Here is a 19605-nt window from a genome sequence, read left to right on the forward strand (position 1 = left end):
CTTTAATTTATAGATATTGGATTAATAACCAAAAAGACCCTAAAAAGGGTCTTTGATTAGCCATTCTGACGTGAAGGGTTTAAAAGGTAGTACCAAGCTGGCTGAGAATATCATTTACATCAACATGTGATCTTTTCTCTATGATTTTGCCGTTTTTGAACCGTAAAAACATCATAAGAGAGAACCTAACGGTACTACCGGTTGAAGTAATACTGAAAAATGGGATACCTGTGTGAGTACCTTCAAATATAAAATACACTGCTTCTTGATCACCTAGCCTAAATCGACACGGTTTTCTCTTCTTTCTAGCTTGTCTATTATTTATTGAATGTGTATGATTCTCCGTCTTCTGGCACTAAAACATTAGAAGTAATTCCTTTTTGAGTAATAAAGCTCTTTAATTCTTCTCTGGTTAATCCCCAATGGTTTACAGCTTCCATATGGACACAAATTATTTTTCCATCTGGAGCAGCTTTGTACACTTCATAGACATCATTTTTCCCCATGACTAGGGAACCGCCTTGAAAGAATTGATTATCACCGGCATTTACGACAATAATTTCTGGTTTTTGTGAGTCGATTACTTCTTGAACTGCTTCATACCATACTGTATCACCGGCAACATACAAAATTTTCTCCGATGGGTGTCTGAAGACAACACCACATACTAGACCAGCATGTTTTAAGATTTCGCCTCTCCCATGCTCGCCTTTTGTTTTAACTAATTGGATACCTTCAAAGACTGTATCCTGTTGTAAAACCTCTACATTTTGGAAACCAGTATTTCGAATTTCTGTTGCATCCTCTTCATTTTGTGCAAATACTTTGATCTCTTTTGGCAATGCTTCTTTAGCAACATCATCCCAGTGGTCTAAATGCAGATGAGTGACAATGACAGCATCAATATTTTGAATAATATTGTCAATGGATGTTGGTAAACTTACCAATGGATTATTTTGATCGTGTCTTGATGAATTTGGAAAAGGTGGGTAACTCCCTTTTTCTGCTAACATTGGATCAATTAGAAACTTTTTCCCCGCATATTCAACAACTATTGTTGCATTACGAATTTGTTGTATATTCATATTTTATAACCCCTTTATCTTTGAAATTTCCTTTAAACAATGTATAGTCTAAACTATGGACCCAAGAGGATACATAGATTAAATAAAGTCTTTTGGAGGTTTGACTTTATTTATGAAAGGAATTAAATATATGTTAGATAACACGGATATGAAAATCTTGAAGGAACTAACTAAAAACAGTCGGATTACAATGAAAGAATTGGGTGAGAAAGTACATTTGACTGGACCAGCTACGACGGCAAGAGTGGCAAAATTAGAGGATAATGGAATTATTGAGGGTTATACCATTAAAGTGAACCAAGTCAAATTGGGATATTATATACAAGCTTTTATTACTATCATGACACAAAGCACTAATCATCAGCCATATTTGACGTTTATAAAAACACAAGAGAACTATCTAATAAATAACTATAAAATCAGTGGAGATGGTTGTTATCTCCTCGAATGTAAATTTCCATCCAATGAACTAATGAATCAATTTTTAGAGGAATTAAACGAGCATGCAAACTATAAATTATCGATTGTTATTAGTAAATAGCTATAGTAGTATATCGGTTATGCATGAAAAAGGACCTCCCATTCATGCTTCAGGATGTCCTCTGCCAAACTTTTTTAATGCAGTAATTTGGACGTAGATAAACGATCAAATTCTAATGTTGGTTTTAACACACCGTTTACTCTCTCTAATATAATATCTTGTCCACTTTAAATGCAGCAGTTCCTTTAATATTTGTAGAAGAAGCCCCCACTTTTATTTATTAAGTCTAAATTTGTCCTACTAATTGTCCTCACTGTTTTTTATATCTTCTGGACATTTAACTCGCACTTTTACAGAAATTTCATTTAGTCTATCTCCTGAAATTGCAAGAAATATATTATTGACATCGTTTTCAGATAGATATAAAATAGCACTATCAAAATTATTTGGATAGTTACTGTAAGGCAGGCTATACCATTTATGATATTATTTTTTAGATTCATTATTGTATAACCTTGGAGGAAGATGGTTTTTATGAAGATAGATAAGGTTATTAACAATAATTTAGTACGTTCCTATAAAGATGGTAAAGAAGCACTAGTCATGGGAAAAGGTCTTGGTTTTAAAAAGCAGAAAAATCATTTCATTGATGAATCATTAATTGAAAGAATTTATGTGATTGAAGGAGAAGAAAATGGTAATTATCTAGAGGTGTTACTATCTAATATTCCTTACACATATGTTCAAACAACCAATGAAATTGTTAAATTTGCAACTAATTCCTTGGATAAAAAGTTAGATGATACCATTTGGTTGGGTTTAACAGATCATATTTACCATGCAATTGATCGTGCTAAAAAGGGGAAGACAGTAAGAAACGCTTTGTTATGGGAAATTAGTAGGTTTTATAATCATGAGTATCTAATCGGTAAAGAAGCATTGAAAATTATCGAAAAAAGACATGATGTAAAACTTAATGATTCTGAGGCAGGGTTTATTGCATTACATCTAGTTAATGCGCAAATGGATGATACAGTAAAGATTCAAGAAACAATGGAACTAGTTCGGAGACAAAAAAAAATAATGGATATAGTGAAATACCATTATGGTACAGAACTTAATGAAAGTTCCATACACTATGACAGGTTTATGACACATTTAAAATACTTTGTTAGAAGATTATCTAAAGGAAAAGAAGTTATCAAAGATGACTTAGGATTTTTAGATGTGATCAAAACAAAATATCCGAATGAATATAAATGTGCGAAACGAATTGATGAATATGTTCAAAAAGAACTCAATTGTAAATTGACAGAAGATGAAATTATTTATCTTGCTGTTCACATAAGAAGAGTAATTGCGGAAAGTGTTTAACATTAAACAGGCTTCGCATGTGGGATTGTTACGCAAGGCGGCTATACCCACCAGTTAAGGAAAGAGATCCTATTTTGATTTCCTTAACTGGTGGGTTTTATTTTTGAAAAAAAAGGAAAATTAATAAATAGCGATTTGCTATGTGGGATTGTTACGCGATGCGGCTATACCCACCAGTAAACGAAAGGAATCATTTGTTGATTTCTTTCCTTTGCTGGTGGGTTTTATTTTGGGAAAATCTATCAGGAAATTAAAACAGGGGGAAAAAAATATGGAGTTTAAAAATCTAGCAGCTACTATTTTAGAAAAAGTTGGCGGGAAAGAAAATATCTCATCAGTAGGACACTGTGTGACACGTTTACGATTTAATTTAAAAGATAGTACAAAGGCCGATACTCAGACGCTTAAAAATATGAAAGGTGTTGTTGGTGTTGTTGATCAAGGTGGACAATATCAGGTCGTTATTGGAAACAATGTCCAAAATGTGTATAAAGAGCTTGTAGCATTAGGAGATTTTGATGATTCAAGCAATAATCATGAAAAAGAAAAAGAAAAAGGAATAATCAGCAAAGTATTAGATACAATTGCCGGTAGTTTTTTCCCTATCATACCAGCTCTTGCGGGTGCTGGTATGTTAAAAGCAGTACTTGCATTGTTAATGGCATTTAAATGGGTGACAGTTGAATCACAAACTTATCTGTTTTTAAACTTTATGGCAGACGCAGCTTTCTATTTTCTTCCTATCCTATTAGCAGCCTCTGCAGCTAAAAAGTTTAAAGTCAATCAATTTGCGGCAATGGCTATCGGTGCGATTCTAGTGCATCCAACGTTCATTACCATGACGAATGCTGCAAAAACTGCAGGAACCGATTTGCATTTTTTAGGAATTCCAGTTCCTCTTGTCTCATATGCATCATCAGTTATTCCGGTTCTTTTAGCTATCTGGTTTATGTCTTATGTTGAACCCTTTGTGGAAAAGATTATACCAAATTCTATTAAGACTGTTATTGCTCCGTTATTTACTTTAATTGTCGTAGCTCCAACAACATTAATCGTTATTGGACCATTAGGAAATTATCTGGGTCTAGTACTTGGAATGGGCATTACTTTTCTGAATGCTCATGTGAGCTGGTTAGTCCCAACGTTAGTGGGTACATTTACGCCGTTTTTGGTTATGACAGGGATGCATTACGGTATTATTCCTATCGGTATGAATATGCTTGCAACAAAAGGCTTTGATACAGTTGCAGGCCCAGGAATGATGGTTTCAAATATTGCTGAGGGTGCAGCATCATTGGCTGTCGCCCTTCGTACAAAGAATTCAGATATTAAACAATTAGCTTCTTCGGCTGGTATTACAGCGGTTGTTGGTGTTACAGAACCTGCAATGTATGGTATTAGTTTAAGATTCAAAAGACCATTAGTTGCTACCATGATTGGTGGCGGAGTTGGAGGTCTGTTTATCGGTATCATGGGTGTAGGAAGATACGCTCAAGTTTCTCCAGGTATTTTCTCATTACCTAGTTATATTGGACCGGGCGGTTTTACAAATTTAATTTATGCAGCTATTGGTTGTTCCATAGCATTTGCTACATCATTTATTGTTTCATATATTCTTGGTATTGAGGATCCAGTTGAAGAATCCATAGCGAACAAAACAGAAAACAAAAAAGATGTTATTTCAGATAATGTAATCTATTCACCTCTCAAAGGAAAAGCAGTTGAACTGAAAGAAGTAGATGATGCTGTATTCTCGGAGGGGATTTTAGGGAAAGGTGTAGCGATTATACCGGAAGAAGGAAAAGTTTTTGCTCCTATTGATGGCACTGTAACAGCCTTTTTTGATACACATCACGCAATAGGCATTACTGGTGAAAATGGATCAGAAATTCTAATTCACGTCGGAATCGATACAGTTAAATTAGGAGGTCGCCATTATTCGCCAAAAGTGACAAAAGGACAAACAGTTAAAAAAGGTGACTTAATATTAGAGTTTGATATTGATGCAATTAAAAATGAAGGTTATCAAGTCATTACGCCATTTATTGTAACAAACTCAGCCGATTATGCCGATATTTTAAGTATCACAGGAAAAGATGTACAACCAGGAGAAGCTTTACTTAAATTAGCTTAATAATGGTGGGGATTGGTTGCTCGTAAGGGCACCCAATCCCAATATATAAAGAGAGGAAGTTAGAATAATGGGTTTTCCAAAAGAGTTTTTATGGGGCGGAGCCACTGCCGCTAACCAATGTGAAGGAGCTTACTCAGCAGGTGGTAAAGGATTAAGCACTGCAGATGTGATGACAGCAGCGGCTCATGGTGTTCCTAGAGAGATTACAGACGGTGTTGTGGAAGGAAACTATTATCCTAGCCACAATGCAGTCGATCATTATAATCGTTTTAAGGAAGATATCGTATTGTTTGCTGAAATGGGGTTCAAATGTTATCGCATGTCCATTGCTTGGTCAAGAATTTTTCCAAATGGCGATGAAGAAACACCAAATGAAGATGGATTAAAGCATTATGACGAGGTCTTTGATACATGCCTTCAAGCAGGAATAGAGCCTGTAGTAACAATTTCCCATTTTGAGACACCATTAGGATTATTAAAATACGGTGCATGGGAGAATCGAAGAGTAGTAGATTTTTATTTACGTTATTGCGAAACTCTGTTTAAACGTTATAAAGGAAAAGTGAAATATTGGCTTACTTTTAATGAAATTAATGTCATGTCAACAAAACCTTGGATGGCTGGCGGAGTCAATTCTGATGATGAGCAAGTGCGTATGACAGCTGCCTATCATCAATTTTTAGCCAGTGCAAAGGCTGTCCAAATGGCGCATGAAATTGATTCTAATAATAAAGTAGGGATGATGTATAACGGACACGTTGCCTATCCAGCTAGTTGTGATCCGGAAGATATGCAGAGAACGAATGATTTTATGCATAAAATGCTATTTTATAGTGATGTTCAATGTCGCGGTTATTATCCAGCCTATAAATTAAAGGAATTTGAACGTGAAGGAATCGTTTTACCTATCGAAGACGGTGATTTCGATGATTTGAAAAAAGGAAAGGTTGATTTCCTATCCTTCAGTTATTACATGACTCACGTGGTAGGAAAAAATACCCCTTTAGTTTTTAAAGGGCTGAATGGTGTCAAAACAGGTTACAAGAATCCCCATCTACAAATGAGTGATTGGGGTTGGGGAATTGATCCGATGGGTCTCCGTTATTTATTAAATCTTTTATACGATCGTTATCAAATTCCTTTAATGATTGTAGAGAATGGTTTAGGAGCAGCTGATGAAGTTGAAGAAAACGGAGGAATTCATGATTCCTATCGTATTGACTATTTAAGAGACCACATTAAAGAAATGAAAAAAGCCATTGAAATTGATGGTATTCCTGTGATGGGATACACAATGTGGGGACCAATCGATATCATTGCTGCTAGTACAGGTGAAATGAAAAAACGATATGGCTTTATTTATGTGGATGTTGATGATAAAGGAAATGGGACCTTTAAGCGGATAAAAAAAGATTCCTTCTATTGGTATAAAAATGTTATAGAGTCAAATGGGGAAAATTTATAGTTTATTACTATTAAAAAGAGATTGAGATACTATTTAATCAAATAGTATCTCAAAAGGAGATTGTATGATTTATGTTAGTAACAAAAAATGTTTCATTAGTTAAAAGTCAAAATTTATTAATTGCTGCTATCGCGTTTGGGATAATATTAAACCCATTAAATACATCCATGATAACGGTAGCAATGCCAGAGATCAAAAGTGAGTTTTCTCTTACATCACAGGATATCACATGGTTAATCGCTTCCTATTTCATCGTTTGTGCAATTTTCTTACCGCTTATTGGAAAATTGAGCGACTTTTATGGCAGGAAAAAAATTTTTCTGTCTGGACTACTATTAGTAAGTATATCTTCCTTTGCTGCCCCATTATCACAAAATATGCCGTTTTTGCTGGCAATGCGATCCATACAAGCAATTGGTACATCCGCTCTATATCCTACCGGAATGGGAATTGTTCGATCCTATATCGAAAAAAATCAAAATAGAGTAATCGGATCACTAACTGTATGTGCTACCACCTCGGCAGCATTTGGACCGACAATCAGCGGGCTGCTAATTCACCTAGGCGGATGGCATGTAATCTTCTACGTTAATTTTCCGATTATCATTATTTCTGCCATCTTGGGTTTCTTTTTTATTCCTAAAGATGAAACGATGGCTGTCAAAACTTTCAAGTGGGATGGAATTGGGATTATTATTTTCGGTTGTCTCATCTCTTTATGGATTTATTTTTTGCAAACATTAAAAAGTGGTTTAAGCTTATGGGCATTAATTGGCTCTTTAGCGTTAACATTTTTATTTTACTTCTTTGAAAAAAGAAAGGAAGATCCTTTTATAGATGTAATGCTTTTAAAGAAAAATCTTAACATTTCATTTGTGTATATTCAATATATTTTGGCAACATTGATTTTCTTTGCCATGCTGCTTTCGATGCCAATGTATTTACAATCAGAATTGATGCTCAGTTCAAAGCTTACGGGTTTCATTATGCTTTCACTTTCCATCTTTTCAATTATTAGTACACCACTTGCGACGCGTTGGATAGAAAAGTCAGGGTTTACATCTCCATTACTAATTGGAGTGATTATTGGAGTAATTGGTGTTGCCCTTTTAATGACAATCAAACATAGCTCACCACTTTATTGGATTTTTATTGTGTTATCCATCATTGGATTTAGTAATGGTATGTTAAATATAGGTTTACAAACGCTGCTCTATTCATTTGTTTCTAAAGCGGAAACGGGAACGGCTTCGGGTCTATTTTTGACATCAAGATTTATGGGGAATATTTTGGCTTCCAGCGTATTTGGTCTTATGTTTGCGACCGGAGTCAATGATACGAACCTTAATTTGATGACCATCATTTTAATTGGGGTGTCCATTCTTTTATTATCAGGAATATTATTGATAGCAAAAAACAAAGTTGGAAAGGGTACTAGTGGACTTAAAAAAATGAATGCTTAAAATGTTCGGTAAGTAATAGCAAAAAAATAGCTACACCGTAGCTATTTTTTGATTTTAGTAAACGTACTTATTATTGATATTTCTTCATTAGATTTTTTTAGGTTTATATAAGGAGGTTAGATAGGTGGAAGCTTTAAAAATAAGCAAAGGAAAACAAGATGACAATATAAAATATGCTCAGCAGCATTTAGCAAATGAAAGGACTTATCTTGCTTGGATTCGTACTGCTATATCCATTACAGGCGTTGGTTTTCTAACAACTTCGTTACATTTTACCATAAAGATCAGTTCTAATTCTGCAATTAATACGTTAGCCATACTTCTTGGAATCTTTGCTTGTCTTGTTGGTTTCATCACTGCTGTCTTGTCAACAATCCATTACACCAGGAAAAGAAGGGAAATCCAAGATGGACTTTTTAATCCGTCAAACTACTCTATCATATTTGTTTCTATTTTATTTTCACTCCTAGTTTTTTTGATTTTTATGTATCTGTCTTTCTTATTATTTAATTCATAAAATGAGGGTAAATTAATAGTAATGACCTTTCTTTTTCTATATTAGAAATTAATTTAAGAACTATTTTAAACCTCTTGACATACTATAGGGGGGTATAGTAAATTGAAGATGGAGGTGAGGATAAATGGATGAAAACATGAATCATAGTTGTCATCTTCCTGAAGAAAGAAAGAGTCATCATTCTGATAAAGTAAAGAAAAATTTAGTTACTCGTTTAAACAGAATTGAAGGTCAAATCCGCGGAATAAAAGGATTAATTGAAAAAGATACTTATTGCGATGATGTTATAACACAAATTTCTGCTACACAGTCTGCTTTAAATAGTGTGGCAAAACTTCTTCTAGATGGACATTTAAAAACCTGTGTATTGGAACGAATAAACGAGGGTGATACAGAGGTTTTAGACGAGGTTCTTTTGACAATAGAAAAGTTAATGAAAAAATAAATAGGAGTGATTATTGATGGAAAAGGTTACTTTAAAGGTTACTGGAATGTCTTGTGGCCATTGTGTAAAATCGATTGAAGGAAGCGTCGGAGAGTTACAAGGTGTTAAATCGGTAAAAGTTCAATTGGAAGCAGGAAATGTAGATGTAGAATTTAACCCTGCTGAAGTTCCCTTAAGCAAGATCAAAGAAACAATTGATGACCAGGGCTATGATGTTGAATAGATTGTAAAGATAACGTGCACTAAAAAGGCACGTTATCTTTAACGACAAAGTATACCCCCCATCCGTATAAAAGAGGTGAATATTGATGAGTAATGATATAAAAGAAACCGTTTTTCAAATTACAGGAATGACCTGTGCGGCATGTGCTTCGAGAATTGAAAAAGGGCTTAAAAAAATGGATGGTGTAAAAGAGGCGAATGTTAATTTAGCACTTGAAAAGTCCACCATAAAATATGACCCTGATGTTGCATCTGAATACACTTTCCAAAAGAAAATTCAGGATTTAGGCTATGATGTTGTAAAGGAAAAGGCGGAATTTGATGTTACAGGAATGACCTGTGCAGCTTGTGCAAATAAAGTGGAAAAAAGATTGAACAAATTAGATGGAATAGAAAAAGCCAATGTCAACTTCGCGCTAGAGACAGTCCTTGTGGAGTATAACCCACAACAAGTCTCTGTTCCTGAAATGAAAGAGGCTATTAAAAAGTTAGGATATTCCCTTGAACAAAAGAAAGAAAATACAGAAGGGCAGGTTGACCATCGTCAAAAGGAAATTGAAAAGCAGCAAGGTAAGTTTATTTTCTCTCTTATCCTGTCATTCCCACTATTGTGGGCGATGGTTAGCCACTTTGAATTTACACGGTTTATTTGGCTGCCAGATATGTTAATGAATCCTTGGGTTCAATTAGCGCTTGCTACACCCGTTCAATTTGTAGTTGGTAAACAGTTTTATGTAGGAGCCTATAAGGCGTTAAGGAACAAGAGTGCCAATATGGATGTGCTTGTTGCACTTGGTACATCAGCAGCCTATTTCTATAGTTTATATTTAAGTATTACCTCCATTGGATCCGGCGCTCATATGTTAGAACTCTACTATGAAACAAGTGCTGTTTTGATTACCTTAATACTTTTAGGGAAATTGTTTGAAGCAAAGGCTAAAGGACGTTCATCTGAGGCGATTAAGAAATTAATGGGACTACAGGCGAAAAACGCAACCGTTTTTCGTGATGGTCAAGAAATGATAATCCCAATCGAAGACGTTTTAGAAGGGGATATTGTTTATGTCAAACCAGGTGAAAAGGTGCCGGTTGATGGTGAAATTGTTGAAGGCAGGTCAGCCGTTGATGAATCGATGTTAACGGGAGAAAGTATTCCGATTGATAAAACGATTGGAGATCACGTTATTGGTTCAACGATTAATAAAAATGGATTCCTGAAAATTAAAGCAACAAAAGTTGGAAAAGATACAGCGTTAGCTCAAATTATTAAGGTGGTTGAAGAAGCACAAGGTTCTAAAGCACCGATCCAACGCTTAGCTGACGTGATTTCAGGAATATTTGTGCCGATCGTAGTAGGAATCGCTATTGTCACGTTCCTTGTATGGTATTTCGCAGTAAATCCTGGCGATTTTGCGGACGCTCTTGAGAAATTTATTGCGGTATTAGTTATCGCTTGTCCTTGTGCACTTGGTTTGGCAACACCAACTTCAATTATGGCGGGCTCGGGTCGTGCAGCCGAATTTGGAATTTTGTTTAAAGGCGGAGAACACCTTGAAACCACTCATCGCTTAGATACGATTATTTTGGATAAAACTGGTACAGTTACAAACGGAAAACCATCTTTAACCGATGTTATTTTAGCAGAAGGTATGGATGAAAGGGAATTTCTAATGCTGGTTGGTACGGCTGAGAGAAACTCAGAGCATCCACTTGCCGAGGCAATTGTGGAAGGTATAAAGGAAAAAGGAATGAACCTTGGCTCATCTGATACCTTTGAAGCGATTCCTGGTTTTGGTATCCAATCAACGGTAAATGGTAAGCAGTTATTAATCGGGACACGTAGACTCATGGCGAAATATAGTGTTAATGTTCACGTTGTACTAGCCAATATGGAGAGCTTGGAGAAGCAAGGGAAAACAGCGATGTTAGTAGCCATCGATGGGTGCTATGCAGGGATGGTTGCCGTTGCCGACACCATTAAGGATACATCGAAAGAAGCGATTGCTCGATTACACAAAATGGCCTTTGAAGTAGTAATGATAACAGGGGATAATACTCAAACAGCCCAAGCCATTGCAGCCCAAGTGGGAATTAAGAAAGTCATTGCAGAAGTTTTACCCGAAGGAAAGGCCGAAGAAGTGAAAAAGCTTCAGCAAGCAGGTAAAAAAGTGGCTATGGTAGGGGATGGAATAAATGACGCTCCGGCACTTGCGACAGCTGATATCGGGATGGCAATCGGTACAGGTACGGATGTGGCAATGGAAGCAGCAGATATTACTCTTATTCGCGGCGATTTAACTAGTATTGCGGACGCGATTTTCATGAGTAAGAAGACAATCACAAATATTAAGCAAAATCTGTTCTGGGCACTGGCATATAACGTCATAGGAATTCCAATCGCAGCAGCAGGTTTCTTGGCACCGTGGTTAGCAGGGGCAGCGATGGCATTTAGCTCCGTATCAGTTGTTCTCAATGCACTAAGACTTCAAAGGATTAAGTTAAAGGCTTAAATGGAGAGGAGGATGCTTATATGAAAAAAGGTATAATAATCTGGGCTGTTTCGGCTATTCTTTATCTTGGAGTAGTCATTGCAGGTTATAGTGTGTATGCCAATAACAATCCAAAATCAGAGGAACACGATCATCATACAACTACTACTGAACAGGGGGAAGAAAGCATGAATCATCAATATAGTGATCAAGAGCACGGGAATCATGGTTCAAACACTACCAGTGAGATTACACCCAAAGTATCCTATGCAAATGGGGTAATCACAATTGAATTAAAAGATCATAATAATCATGCTCCGGAACTGGAAGTCTCTCATGAAAAATATATGCATTTGATTGTCGTTAGCTCAAATTTAAAAGAGTACCATCATTTACATCCAGAAAAAAAGGGCGATGGAATATATCAAGTAAAGATAAGTTTGGCAGATAATTCTTATAAAGCTTTTGTTGATATCAACCCAAAAGGGCTTCAATATGCGGTAAGACCTATTGAGCTGCAGGTTGGTGCAACGCATCATGTACATGGAGAAAACAAGCTTATTACTGATAAAGATTTTACCAAGACACTAAACGGTCAAACAGTTGAATTAACCCCTCATTCCTTTGAAGTCAACAAAGAGATTACCCTGAATTTTAATGTAAAGGGTGAGAAACCTGAAGAGTATTTAGGTGCATTAGGTCATGTGGTCATCCTGGACGAAGCAGGAGAGAAATATATACACGTCCATCCAGTTTCGAATGATCAAACTGTATTTGATACACAATTTGATAAACCGGGGATTTATAAGCTTTGGGCTGAATTCAAGTTTCACGGACAGGTCAATATCTACCCATTTGTTATAGAAGTTAAATAATAAAGAATATGGTGAAATAAAATGCGGATAAAATTTCAGACAATTTCAAACATTAAAAGCCGATAGTTCCTGACGCATTATGTAGCGCCAGGTGTATCATTTCAACATTCATATACCTTACCGGCGTATAGTAAATGAATAGACAAAAGGGAGAAAGTATATGATGAATAGTTTAAAAAAATTAAAATCGCCGTAAATGGCGGAATAGGATTTGGGGCTAAACTCAATTCAAAGCAACTTATAACGCTTTCGAAATATATGAAAGAAGATGATGAACTTGAGTTAACAACATTCCAACAACTCTATTTAGTAATTTCAGAAGATAAAAAGGAAGAAATCATAAAAGAATTCGAAAGTGTTGGCTTAGCCTGTTATCCAGTTGGAAACTACGTAAAGAGTTTGAGAACCTGTAATTTTTGTAAAGGGGAAGAGGAGGAAGGAATGCTAGTGGCGAAAGAATTAAATCGCCGAATAGCAGGGAAAGCCGTACTGTTTACCCTAAAGATTGCTTACACAGGGTGTCCCGTAGGCTGTGGTGAACCCATGTTAAGCGACATAGGTATTATGAAAGTTATAGATTACTACAATTTATATGTTGGAGGAAAAGCAAAAGGCAAAGACGCTGAAGTTGGTTCCTTGCTGATGGAGGATCTTACACCAGAGGATTTGTAAGATATGGTAGAAAAGATTATTACTGTATATTCACAAATGGGTAAAAAGCGGGAGACATTCAATAAATTTTTGAAGCGAATAGATAGAGAACAATTATAAGTTAACAAAAATTCCTGAGACCTTGATCGCAGTTATCAATGTTCATATCACTGTTCTAAACTACGTATCTAATTTTAAATTTTGAGGAGGTTTTATTGTGTCTACAAAGTCACAAACGATTTTACACGCTGACCCGAATCGTTGGAAGGCATTGGCTTTATTGGGATTTGCAAATTTTATAGTAATGATGGATTCAGCTGTTGTTCAAGTTGCCTTACCATCTATTAAAGGTGCACTTGGATATACAGAGGCGAATTTACAATGGGTTATGAATGCCTTTCTTATTATGTTTGGGGGATTACTACTTTTAGGAGGAAAACTATCTGATTTGTTTGGTCACCGACGCATTTTTATGTGGGGTGTTTCAATCTTAACTGTTTCGTCTTTATTAGCTGGATTAGCTTGGAATGAAATGTCATTGAACATAGGAAGAGCAATCCAGGGTGTTGGATCGGCTTTAATTGCACCATCAGCACTTTCAATTGTTATGATTTTATTTTCTGCCAATAAGCAAGAAATGGGGAAGGCACTTGCAATCTGGGGGCTTTCTGGTGCAGCAGGCGGTGCGATTGGTATCGTTCTTGGAGGTGTTTTGACGCAATTACTTAGTTGGCGATGGACTTTACTATTTTACGTTCCTGTCGGTATGATCGTTTTACTATTAGCACCAAAGCTTCTACAAAAAGGCATGCCAAAAACAGGCCGTATTGATTATGCAGGTGCTATTGCTGTTACAACAGCACTCGTTTTAATTGTTTTTGGTATCGTAAATGTAGAACATAATGGCTGGCAAGCACTTTCAACTGTATTACCTTTAGGACTTGGTATTGTTTTATTCATCATCTTTATCCTTATTCAAGTGTTTAGGAAAGAGCCATTAGTTCCGCTTAGCATCTTTAAGACTCCCAATTTGGCAGCAGGGAACATTTCGCTTATTTTATTATCGGCATCTTGGTTCCCTTTAGTTTATTTCCTTATTTTATACGTGCAACAAGTATTGAAATTTGAACCTTTTAAAGCGGCAATGGGTATGCTACCGGCGCCGATTCTGATGGCTATATTCATGATTGTTCTAGCTGAAAGGGTTATGAATAAATTGGGTATGAAAATAACAATGATGATCGGATTTATCATACTCGGTATTGCAGGACTATTATTTTCAGGTAATACAGTGGATGGAACTTATTGGGGTGATGTATTTGTCCCACTGGTATTAGCAGCACTTGGGAATGCTCTTACCTATCTGCCAGCAACGACAGCCGCTGTGGCAGAGTCAAAATCAGAGGATTCTGGTCTTGCATCAGGCCTGTATAATACGACCTATCAGGTTGGATCTGCAGTTGGTTTAGCGATTATGGTTTCGGTTGCAGCGGCAGCAACAGCTAGTGTTACAGGAGCGATAGCAGTAAGTCTTAATGAAGGCTATCAACAAGCATTTTTCTGGTCCGGTATGGAGGCTTTTGGTGGCGCAGTATTAGCCCTTCTGTTTATCCGTTCACCCAAGCAGTGAGAATCGAAAATTACAAATAATCTCATTTCCTATTTGTTTTTAGGGATATTGTATTAGGAGTAGGTGAACAATGATTGAAAGACAATATATTTTATCGAGTACGGGATTTGCCCGTCCAGCAAGAATGTTAATAGGTATTTCTAATAAATATTTATCAAAACTAGTTCTTGAATATAAGGGGATTTCTGTTGAATTAAATTACTCACTCGATTCGATAATGGATGTTATGTCCTTGGGAATTATACCTGGTGCTCAATTTATTATCAGGGCTGAAGGGATTGATGAGGATCAAGCTTTACAATTAATAGACGATCATTTTAGTAAAATGAAATTAATTAGTTTGTAGGATGAACAACATAAGTGGAATTGGGGTAACACAGGCTTAGATGTATCTAAAAATCCTAAAAATAGACTATCTGACAATAAATCAATTAATCTTTTATCTGCCACTTCTCTTTCGTTTACGGGACAAATGCAAAAGATAAGTACTATAAATCAGCATTTATTGTCTAGAGGAGTGAATTATAGTACAAAAGAATACTAGTGGTTATTGGATTAGTTGGAATGATTGGTTGGGCAATTTATGATTCTGCTTCAACATCAAAGAAACAAAGAAAAAGCCATTCAGGAGACTCAATCTATTAGTAATAAGTCTGAGGTTCTTGGGATTGAAGAAGGGGATAGAGCGCCAAATTTTTAATTAGACCTTAGATGGCCCAAATGTAAAATTGTCAGATATGCAAGGTAAGAAAGTGATCTTGAATTTATGGGCGACTTGGTGTCCCCCATGTAAAGCGGAAATGCCTCATATGCAGGAATTTTATCAATCCCAAAAAGGAAAAAATATAGAAATCCTAGCAGTGAATTTAACGACTGCGGAAAAAGATGTTTCTAATATTAAACCATTTGTTCAGGATTATGATTTAACCTTCCCTGTTTTATTGGATCATGATGGATTGATAGGAGATACATATCAGGCCTTAACTATTCCTACTAGTTATATCATTGATACGAAAGGGATTATCCGAAAAAGAATCGTAGGTCCAATGGATAAAGAAAGGATGACTGAACTAATCAACAGTATTGAATAAAAGTCGGATTCTTTCATAATTTCACTATCGTCATCGATAGTATGCGTCAAGAAAGTGCATACTTGTTTCGGGATTCATCTGACTATATAATACGTTCAAAACCAAGTAAAGGCGGGAGAAGAGAAGGAGAAAAAATAGGCATCTTTGGATTATCGACAATTCCGGATACGATTACCCATAATCAATTTAAAGTGTATATCACCATTAGTTTAAGCAGTTTATGTTTAGAAATAATAGGATTATAGGGGGAGATTTATTGACTGAAATTACAATATGGGTCGCATTGCAGGGGGATTATTAGCATTTACCAAGTTTTTTAATGAAAGAGCACCGCTTCCAATATACCAAAAAGACAGTGGGATTTTTAAATTCAGTTATTGTGGGAATTATTTTTGGGGCAGGGTGGTCCCCTTGCATTGGACCTATTTTTGGGGCAATTATGTATGCTAATATTATGTATCCTACTCAAACCTTTTTTAATATTGCTGCCTATTCATTGGGGTTCTGCATCCCATTTATAATAATGGCGTTTTTCATCAGCAAGACAAAAATAATATTAAAATATTCAGCGTTACTAATGAAAATCGGTGGCGTTTTAATGATTCTCATTGGATTAATGATATTTTTTAATAAAATGACATACATAACTATATGGGGTTCCCAAATACAGCATTTTTTTGAGGAAATGTTCAGCAAATAAACATATGAAACTCGCAACTAATTAACGAGTATCAATGCGGCCAAATTTAGCCAGCAAAAAGGGAGCTTGTTATTAAAACAAACTCCCGTTTATATTTATTGGTTCTACGAGGTAGTTTTAACTTTTTGCTGCAGGAATTCGTCGGTCGTAATTATATTAGCATAGATACCGTTAAGTGCACTGACAAACGCATAGTGAACCTGTTCAGCTGGTACGACCTTATCTTGATAAGATAAGTCCCTTGTTGCACATGCATCTTCTATAAGTGTGGTTTCAAAGCCTAAATCCACTGCAGCTCTAACAGTTGCATCAATACACATATGTGTCATCATACCTACAACCACTACCTTGGTTACTCCTTTTTCTTTTAATTTGCTTTCTAATTCAGTCTTTAAAAAGCTGTTAGGAAAATGTTTTCTAATAAGACTTTCGTGTTCTAATGGTAGAACACTTTCATGTAGTTGAACTCCCTCGGTATCTGGAAGAAAGAAACCTAACTCTGGGTTAATTGCGATATGCTGGACATGAAAAATATGATCTTTGTTATTCTGTCTAAACCATTCAAGAACTTTTGCAGCATTAGCGGCTGCTTTTTCAGGGTTGCTTAATTCCATCTTTCCATTTGGAAAATAGTCATTTTGAATATCGACAATGATTAAAGCTGTGCTCATTTGTTTCACCTCATTTAAAGATTAAGTACAATAAAATAATAAATAATATCTTGATTTTTATCGATACTTTGATGAAACACTTTTTGATTAAATGATTTCACGGTGAAAGGAATTTATAATGGATATCGATCAAATTGATTTTCAGATTCTCCGGTTACTAACCGAAAATTCACGTGTCCAATGGAAGGACTTAGGCGAAAAAATTCATATGACGGGTCAGGCAGTAGGAAACCGTATTAGAAAACTTGAAGATAGTGGTGTCATTAAAGCCTACTCACTAATAATCGATGAAATGAAGTTGGGGCTGATCTTTACAGCGTTTGTCATTGTTCATATGAAATCAGCAAATCATGATGCTTTTATTTGGTTTATTAAAGATCGAAAAGAGGTAGTTGAAGCTCACCGAGTATCTGGGCAAGGCTGTTACCATTTAAAACTAAAAGTTAAATCCCAAGAACAATTGAATCAAATTCTTAATAAACTTCTCGATCATGGGAACTATAGTTTAAATCTGTCCATACAAGAGATTAAACAACAACACTCTTGGACTAGCACATTACAATAAATGTTTGCTCCGTTAATATGAAAACCAACCAACTGAATGATAAAAACAGCAAAATTCCGTTTTCGCCAACAGGACAATCAAGTAATGGTAAAACGATTGAATGATTCCAAAGTTAAAGTCACTTTCCACGAATCCATTCGGTCCATAACGCCTGGACAAGCAGTTGTCTTCTATCAGGGAGAAGAATGCCTCGGTGGAGGAACGATTAACCAAGTATATCGTGGCGACAAACAATTAACGTATTTAGGGTGAAGAAGAATCGAAACTAAAAACGGTCTCCTGTTATGATTTTATTAAAATTTTACAAAAGTAATTTAATTAGGAGATGATGTTTATGACATGGACAATAATTTCAATCATTCTTATAAGTCTTCTTAAAATATTAGTAACTTGTCTTCCAACCGGTACAGTCGAATGGTTAATGAAGAAATTTGAGACTCATTCAAAACTTAATGTCGAAAATATCACTTTAACCATTGACGGAAAACAACTTGAAGTTGAAGATAAAATCAAAGTGATTAATGATTTTAATGAGGCAATTTTTACAAAGAAACACTATATATTCCCGGGAACAGAAGATGCTTTTTTAAGTCTGGAGGATAGTGAAACACCCATAGTTATTGATACTAAAATAGGAAAAAAAGATGTTAGGTTATTATTGTATAGATACAATGACCGCGTCGATGTTGTTAAACAGTATAAAAAGAAATTGGTGGCATATAGTTTGCTTTCCGAAAACCTTCAAAAACTGTCGTAGCCACTGACATTACACAGGGGATGAAGAAAATCCACGCTTTTTAGGGTGTGGATTTTTTAGTTTTAAAAATGAGTCCATCTTCGTGTCTATTTATAAAGTACTCAAATTCCTTAGTAAATAAAGAGATTAAAGGATTAAGATTATTTTTATTCCAGGCAATAATGAAATCAATTTCCTCTATTTTTTCTTCTAGTTCAATAAAACGAAGTGTTGGAGGGGGATTGACCATTGCAACGGGAAGAATGGAAATACCAATACCGGCTTCAACCATGAGTAACACGGTTTCAAAGTGAGAACATTCCTGTATGATGTTTGGAGAGATACCATACTTAATAAAGAGTTCCGAAATATGTTTGAATCCATCTGGGGACACTTCTGGATTAATAACGATGATCGGCTCAGAGGCAATCGAAGTTATACTAATTTTTCTATGATTCGCAAGAGGATGTTCACTATTCATAACAACTTTAATGGGGATTTTGGATATTTTCCTAGAGATAATTTCGGGGAATTTTTCAATTGTTAACGATAGAGTAAAACCAATATCAATTTCTCCTAGTTTTAAGGAGGCATTAAGTGTATCCCGCGTGTATTGAATTAACTCAATGTTAGTATCCGGATATTTCTTGGTAAATTGATGAATTAATCTTGGTAAAAAGAGTTTCTCAAGTCCCAAATACCCAATTTTTATTCTTCCCGACAATCCGCTTCCTCTAAGTCTGGCATTACTGATCGCTTCTTCATAATGGGCTATAACGTTTTTGGCATCTTTTAATAATTGGGATCCAGCCTTCGTTAATTGGACAGTTCTTCTATTTCTTATAAATAATTGAACTCCAATAAGTTCTTCAAGATTAGCGATTTGTTTACTAATAGCTGATTGAACAACAAAATGTTCCGCTGCTGCCTCGGTAAAATTCAACCGTTCCGCGACGGAGACAAAGTATCGTAATTGTTTAAGATCCATAAGCTAGGCAAAAGCTCCTTTCT

General features: G+C 35.7%; 19 protein-coding genes and 2 pseudogenes. 17 read left to right on the plus strand and 4 right to left on the minus strand.

Going from position 1 to position 19605, the window contains the following annotated elements; genetic code table 11:
- Window positions 1–79: 79 nt before the first annotated feature.
- Both J7E81_RS30400 and J7E81_RS01815 read right to left on the minus strand, forming a co-directional pair.
- A complete protein-coding gene (locus J7E81_RS30400; protein ID WP_215041181.1) occupies window positions 80–325 on the minus strand; it encodes an ester cyclase in 246 nt (81 codons plus the stop codon).
- Window positions 318–1085, minus strand: a complete 768-nt coding sequence (locus tag J7E81_RS01815; protein WP_215040398.1) for an MBL fold metallo-hydrolase — start codon at window positions 1083–1085, stop codon at window positions 318–320. The genes J7E81_RS30400 and J7E81_RS01815 overlap by 8 nt, the downstream gene beginning before the upstream one ends.
- Before the next feature lie 130 nt (window positions 1086–1215).
- Here J7E81_RS01815 and J7E81_RS01820 point away from each other — a divergent pair, with 130 nt between their 5' ends.
- From J7E81_RS01820 to J7E81_RS01885, 14 genes and pseudogenes are all read left to right on the plus strand, one after another.
- Entirely contained in the window at window positions 1216–1626 is a 411-nt protein-coding gene (locus tag J7E81_RS01820; RefSeq protein WP_215041182.1) for an Lrp/AsnC family transcriptional regulator, read from the plus strand.
- Window positions 1627–2100: 474 nt separating this feature from the next.
- Entirely contained in the window at window positions 2101–2940 is an 840-nt protein-coding gene (gene licT, locus J7E81_RS01825) for a BglG family transcription antiterminator LicT (protein WP_215040400.1), read from the plus strand.
- Window positions 2941–3211: 271 nt separating this feature from the next.
- Window positions 3212–5074 (plus strand): beta-glucoside-specific PTS transporter subunit IIABC, encoded by a 1863-nt coding sequence (locus tag J7E81_RS01830; protein WP_215040402.1) that lies wholly within the window; start codon window positions 3212–3214, stop codon window positions 5072–5074.
- 67 nt (window positions 5075–5141) lie between these two features.
- Window positions 5142–6539 carry a glycoside hydrolase family 1 protein gene (locus tag J7E81_RS01835; protein WP_215040403.1) on the plus strand — a complete coding sequence of 466 codons (1398 nt, stop codon included), beginning with the start codon at window positions 5142–5144 and terminating at the stop codon, window positions 6537–6539.
- A gap of 71 nt (window positions 6540–6610) precedes the next feature.
- Window positions 6611–8002, plus strand: a complete 1392-nt coding sequence (locus J7E81_RS01840; RefSeq protein ID WP_215040404.1) for an MFS transporter — start codon at window positions 6611–6613, stop codon at window positions 8000–8002.
- A 124-nt stretch (window positions 8003–8126) separates the two neighbouring features.
- Window positions 8127–8519 (plus strand): YidH family protein, encoded by a 393-nt coding sequence (locus tag J7E81_RS01845; protein ID WP_215040405.1) that lies wholly within the window; start codon window positions 8127–8129, stop codon window positions 8517–8519.
- A gap of 124 nt (window positions 8520–8643) precedes the next feature.
- Window positions 8644–8964 (plus strand): metal-sensitive transcriptional regulator, encoded by a 321-nt coding sequence (locus J7E81_RS01850; protein ID WP_251028395.1) that lies wholly within the window; start codon window positions 8644–8646, stop codon window positions 8962–8964.
- Window positions 8965–8980: 16 nt separating this feature from the next.
- Entirely contained in the window at window positions 8981–9187 is a 207-nt protein-coding gene (copZ, locus tag J7E81_RS01855; protein ID WP_215040406.1) for a copper chaperone CopZ, read from the plus strand.
- Window positions 9188–9272: 85 nt separating this feature from the next.
- On the plus strand, window positions 9273–11696 hold the full coding sequence (locus tag J7E81_RS01860) for a heavy metal translocating P-type ATPase (RefSeq protein WP_215040407.1): 2424 nt from the start codon (window positions 9273–9275) through the stop codon (window positions 11694–11696).
- A gap of 20 nt (window positions 11697–11716) precedes the next feature.
- Window positions 11717–12550 carry a hypothetical protein gene (locus tag J7E81_RS01865; RefSeq protein WP_215040409.1) on the plus strand — a complete coding sequence of 278 codons (834 nt, stop codon included), beginning with the start codon at window positions 11717–11719 and terminating at the stop codon, window positions 12548–12550.
- A 180-nt stretch (window positions 12551–12730) separates the two neighbouring features.
- Window positions 12731–13321 (plus strand): annotated as a pseudogene (locus J7E81_RS01870) (nitrite reductase).
- Window positions 13322–13418: 97 nt separating this feature from the next.
- Window positions 13419–14831, plus strand: a complete 1413-nt coding sequence (locus tag J7E81_RS01875) for an MFS transporter (RefSeq protein ID WP_215040411.1) — start codon at window positions 13419–13421, stop codon at window positions 14829–14831.
- Window positions 14832–14901: 70 nt separating this feature from the next.
- Window positions 14902–15177, plus strand: coding sequence for an HPr family phosphocarrier protein (locus tag J7E81_RS01880; protein ID WP_215040413.1), 276 nt, complete (start codon window positions 14902–14904; stop codon window positions 15175–15177).
- Between the two features lie 391 nt (window positions 15178–15568).
- The gene (locus J7E81_RS01885) at window positions 15569–15922 is read left to right on the plus strand and encodes a TlpA disulfide reductase family protein (protein WP_251028454.1); all 354 of its coding nucleotides are present in this window, start codon (window positions 15569–15571) and stop codon (window positions 15920–15922) included.
- Between the two features lie 804 nt (window positions 15923–16726).
- On the opposite strand, the gene J7E81_RS01895 is transcribed toward J7E81_RS01885, so the two are convergent.
- Window positions 16727–17293, minus strand: a complete 567-nt coding sequence (locus J7E81_RS01895) for a cysteine hydrolase family protein (RefSeq protein WP_215040417.1) — start codon at window positions 17291–17293, stop codon at window positions 16727–16729.
- A 118-nt stretch (window positions 17294–17411) separates the two neighbouring features.
- Here J7E81_RS01895 and J7E81_RS01900 point away from each other — a divergent pair, with 118 nt between their 5' ends.
- The 3 genes and pseudogenes from J7E81_RS01900 to J7E81_RS01910 all read left to right on the plus strand — a co-directional run bounded on the left by J7E81_RS01900 (window position 17412) and on the right by J7E81_RS01910 (window position 18615).
- The gene (locus tag J7E81_RS01900; RefSeq protein WP_215040419.1) at window positions 17412–17858 is read left to right on the plus strand and encodes an Lrp/AsnC family transcriptional regulator; all 447 of its coding nucleotides are present in this window, start codon (window positions 17412–17414) and stop codon (window positions 17856–17858) included.
- A gap of 45 nt (window positions 17859–17903) precedes the next feature.
- Window positions 17904–18110 (plus strand): annotated as a pseudogene (locus J7E81_RS01905) (aminomethyltransferase beta-barrel domain-containing protein); the annotation flags it as partial.
- 82 nt (window positions 18111–18192) lie between these two features.
- Complete coding sequence (locus tag J7E81_RS01910; protein WP_215040422.1) at window positions 18193–18615, plus strand: YfmQ family protein; 423 nt, start codon at window positions 18193–18195, stop codon at window positions 18613–18615.
- 40 nt (window positions 18616–18655) lie between these two features.
- On the opposite strand, the gene J7E81_RS01915 is transcribed toward J7E81_RS01910, so the two are convergent.
- Window positions 18656–19582, minus strand: a complete 927-nt coding sequence (locus J7E81_RS01915) for a LysR family transcriptional regulator (RefSeq protein ID WP_215040423.1) — start codon at window positions 19580–19582, stop codon at window positions 18656–18658.
- Window positions 19583–19605: the final 23 nt, after the last annotated feature.

The organism is Bacillus sp. ISL-18 (assembly GCF_018613415.1).
Taxonomy (GTDB): domain Bacteria; phylum Bacillota; class Bacilli; order Bacillales; family Cytobacillaceae; genus Neobacillus.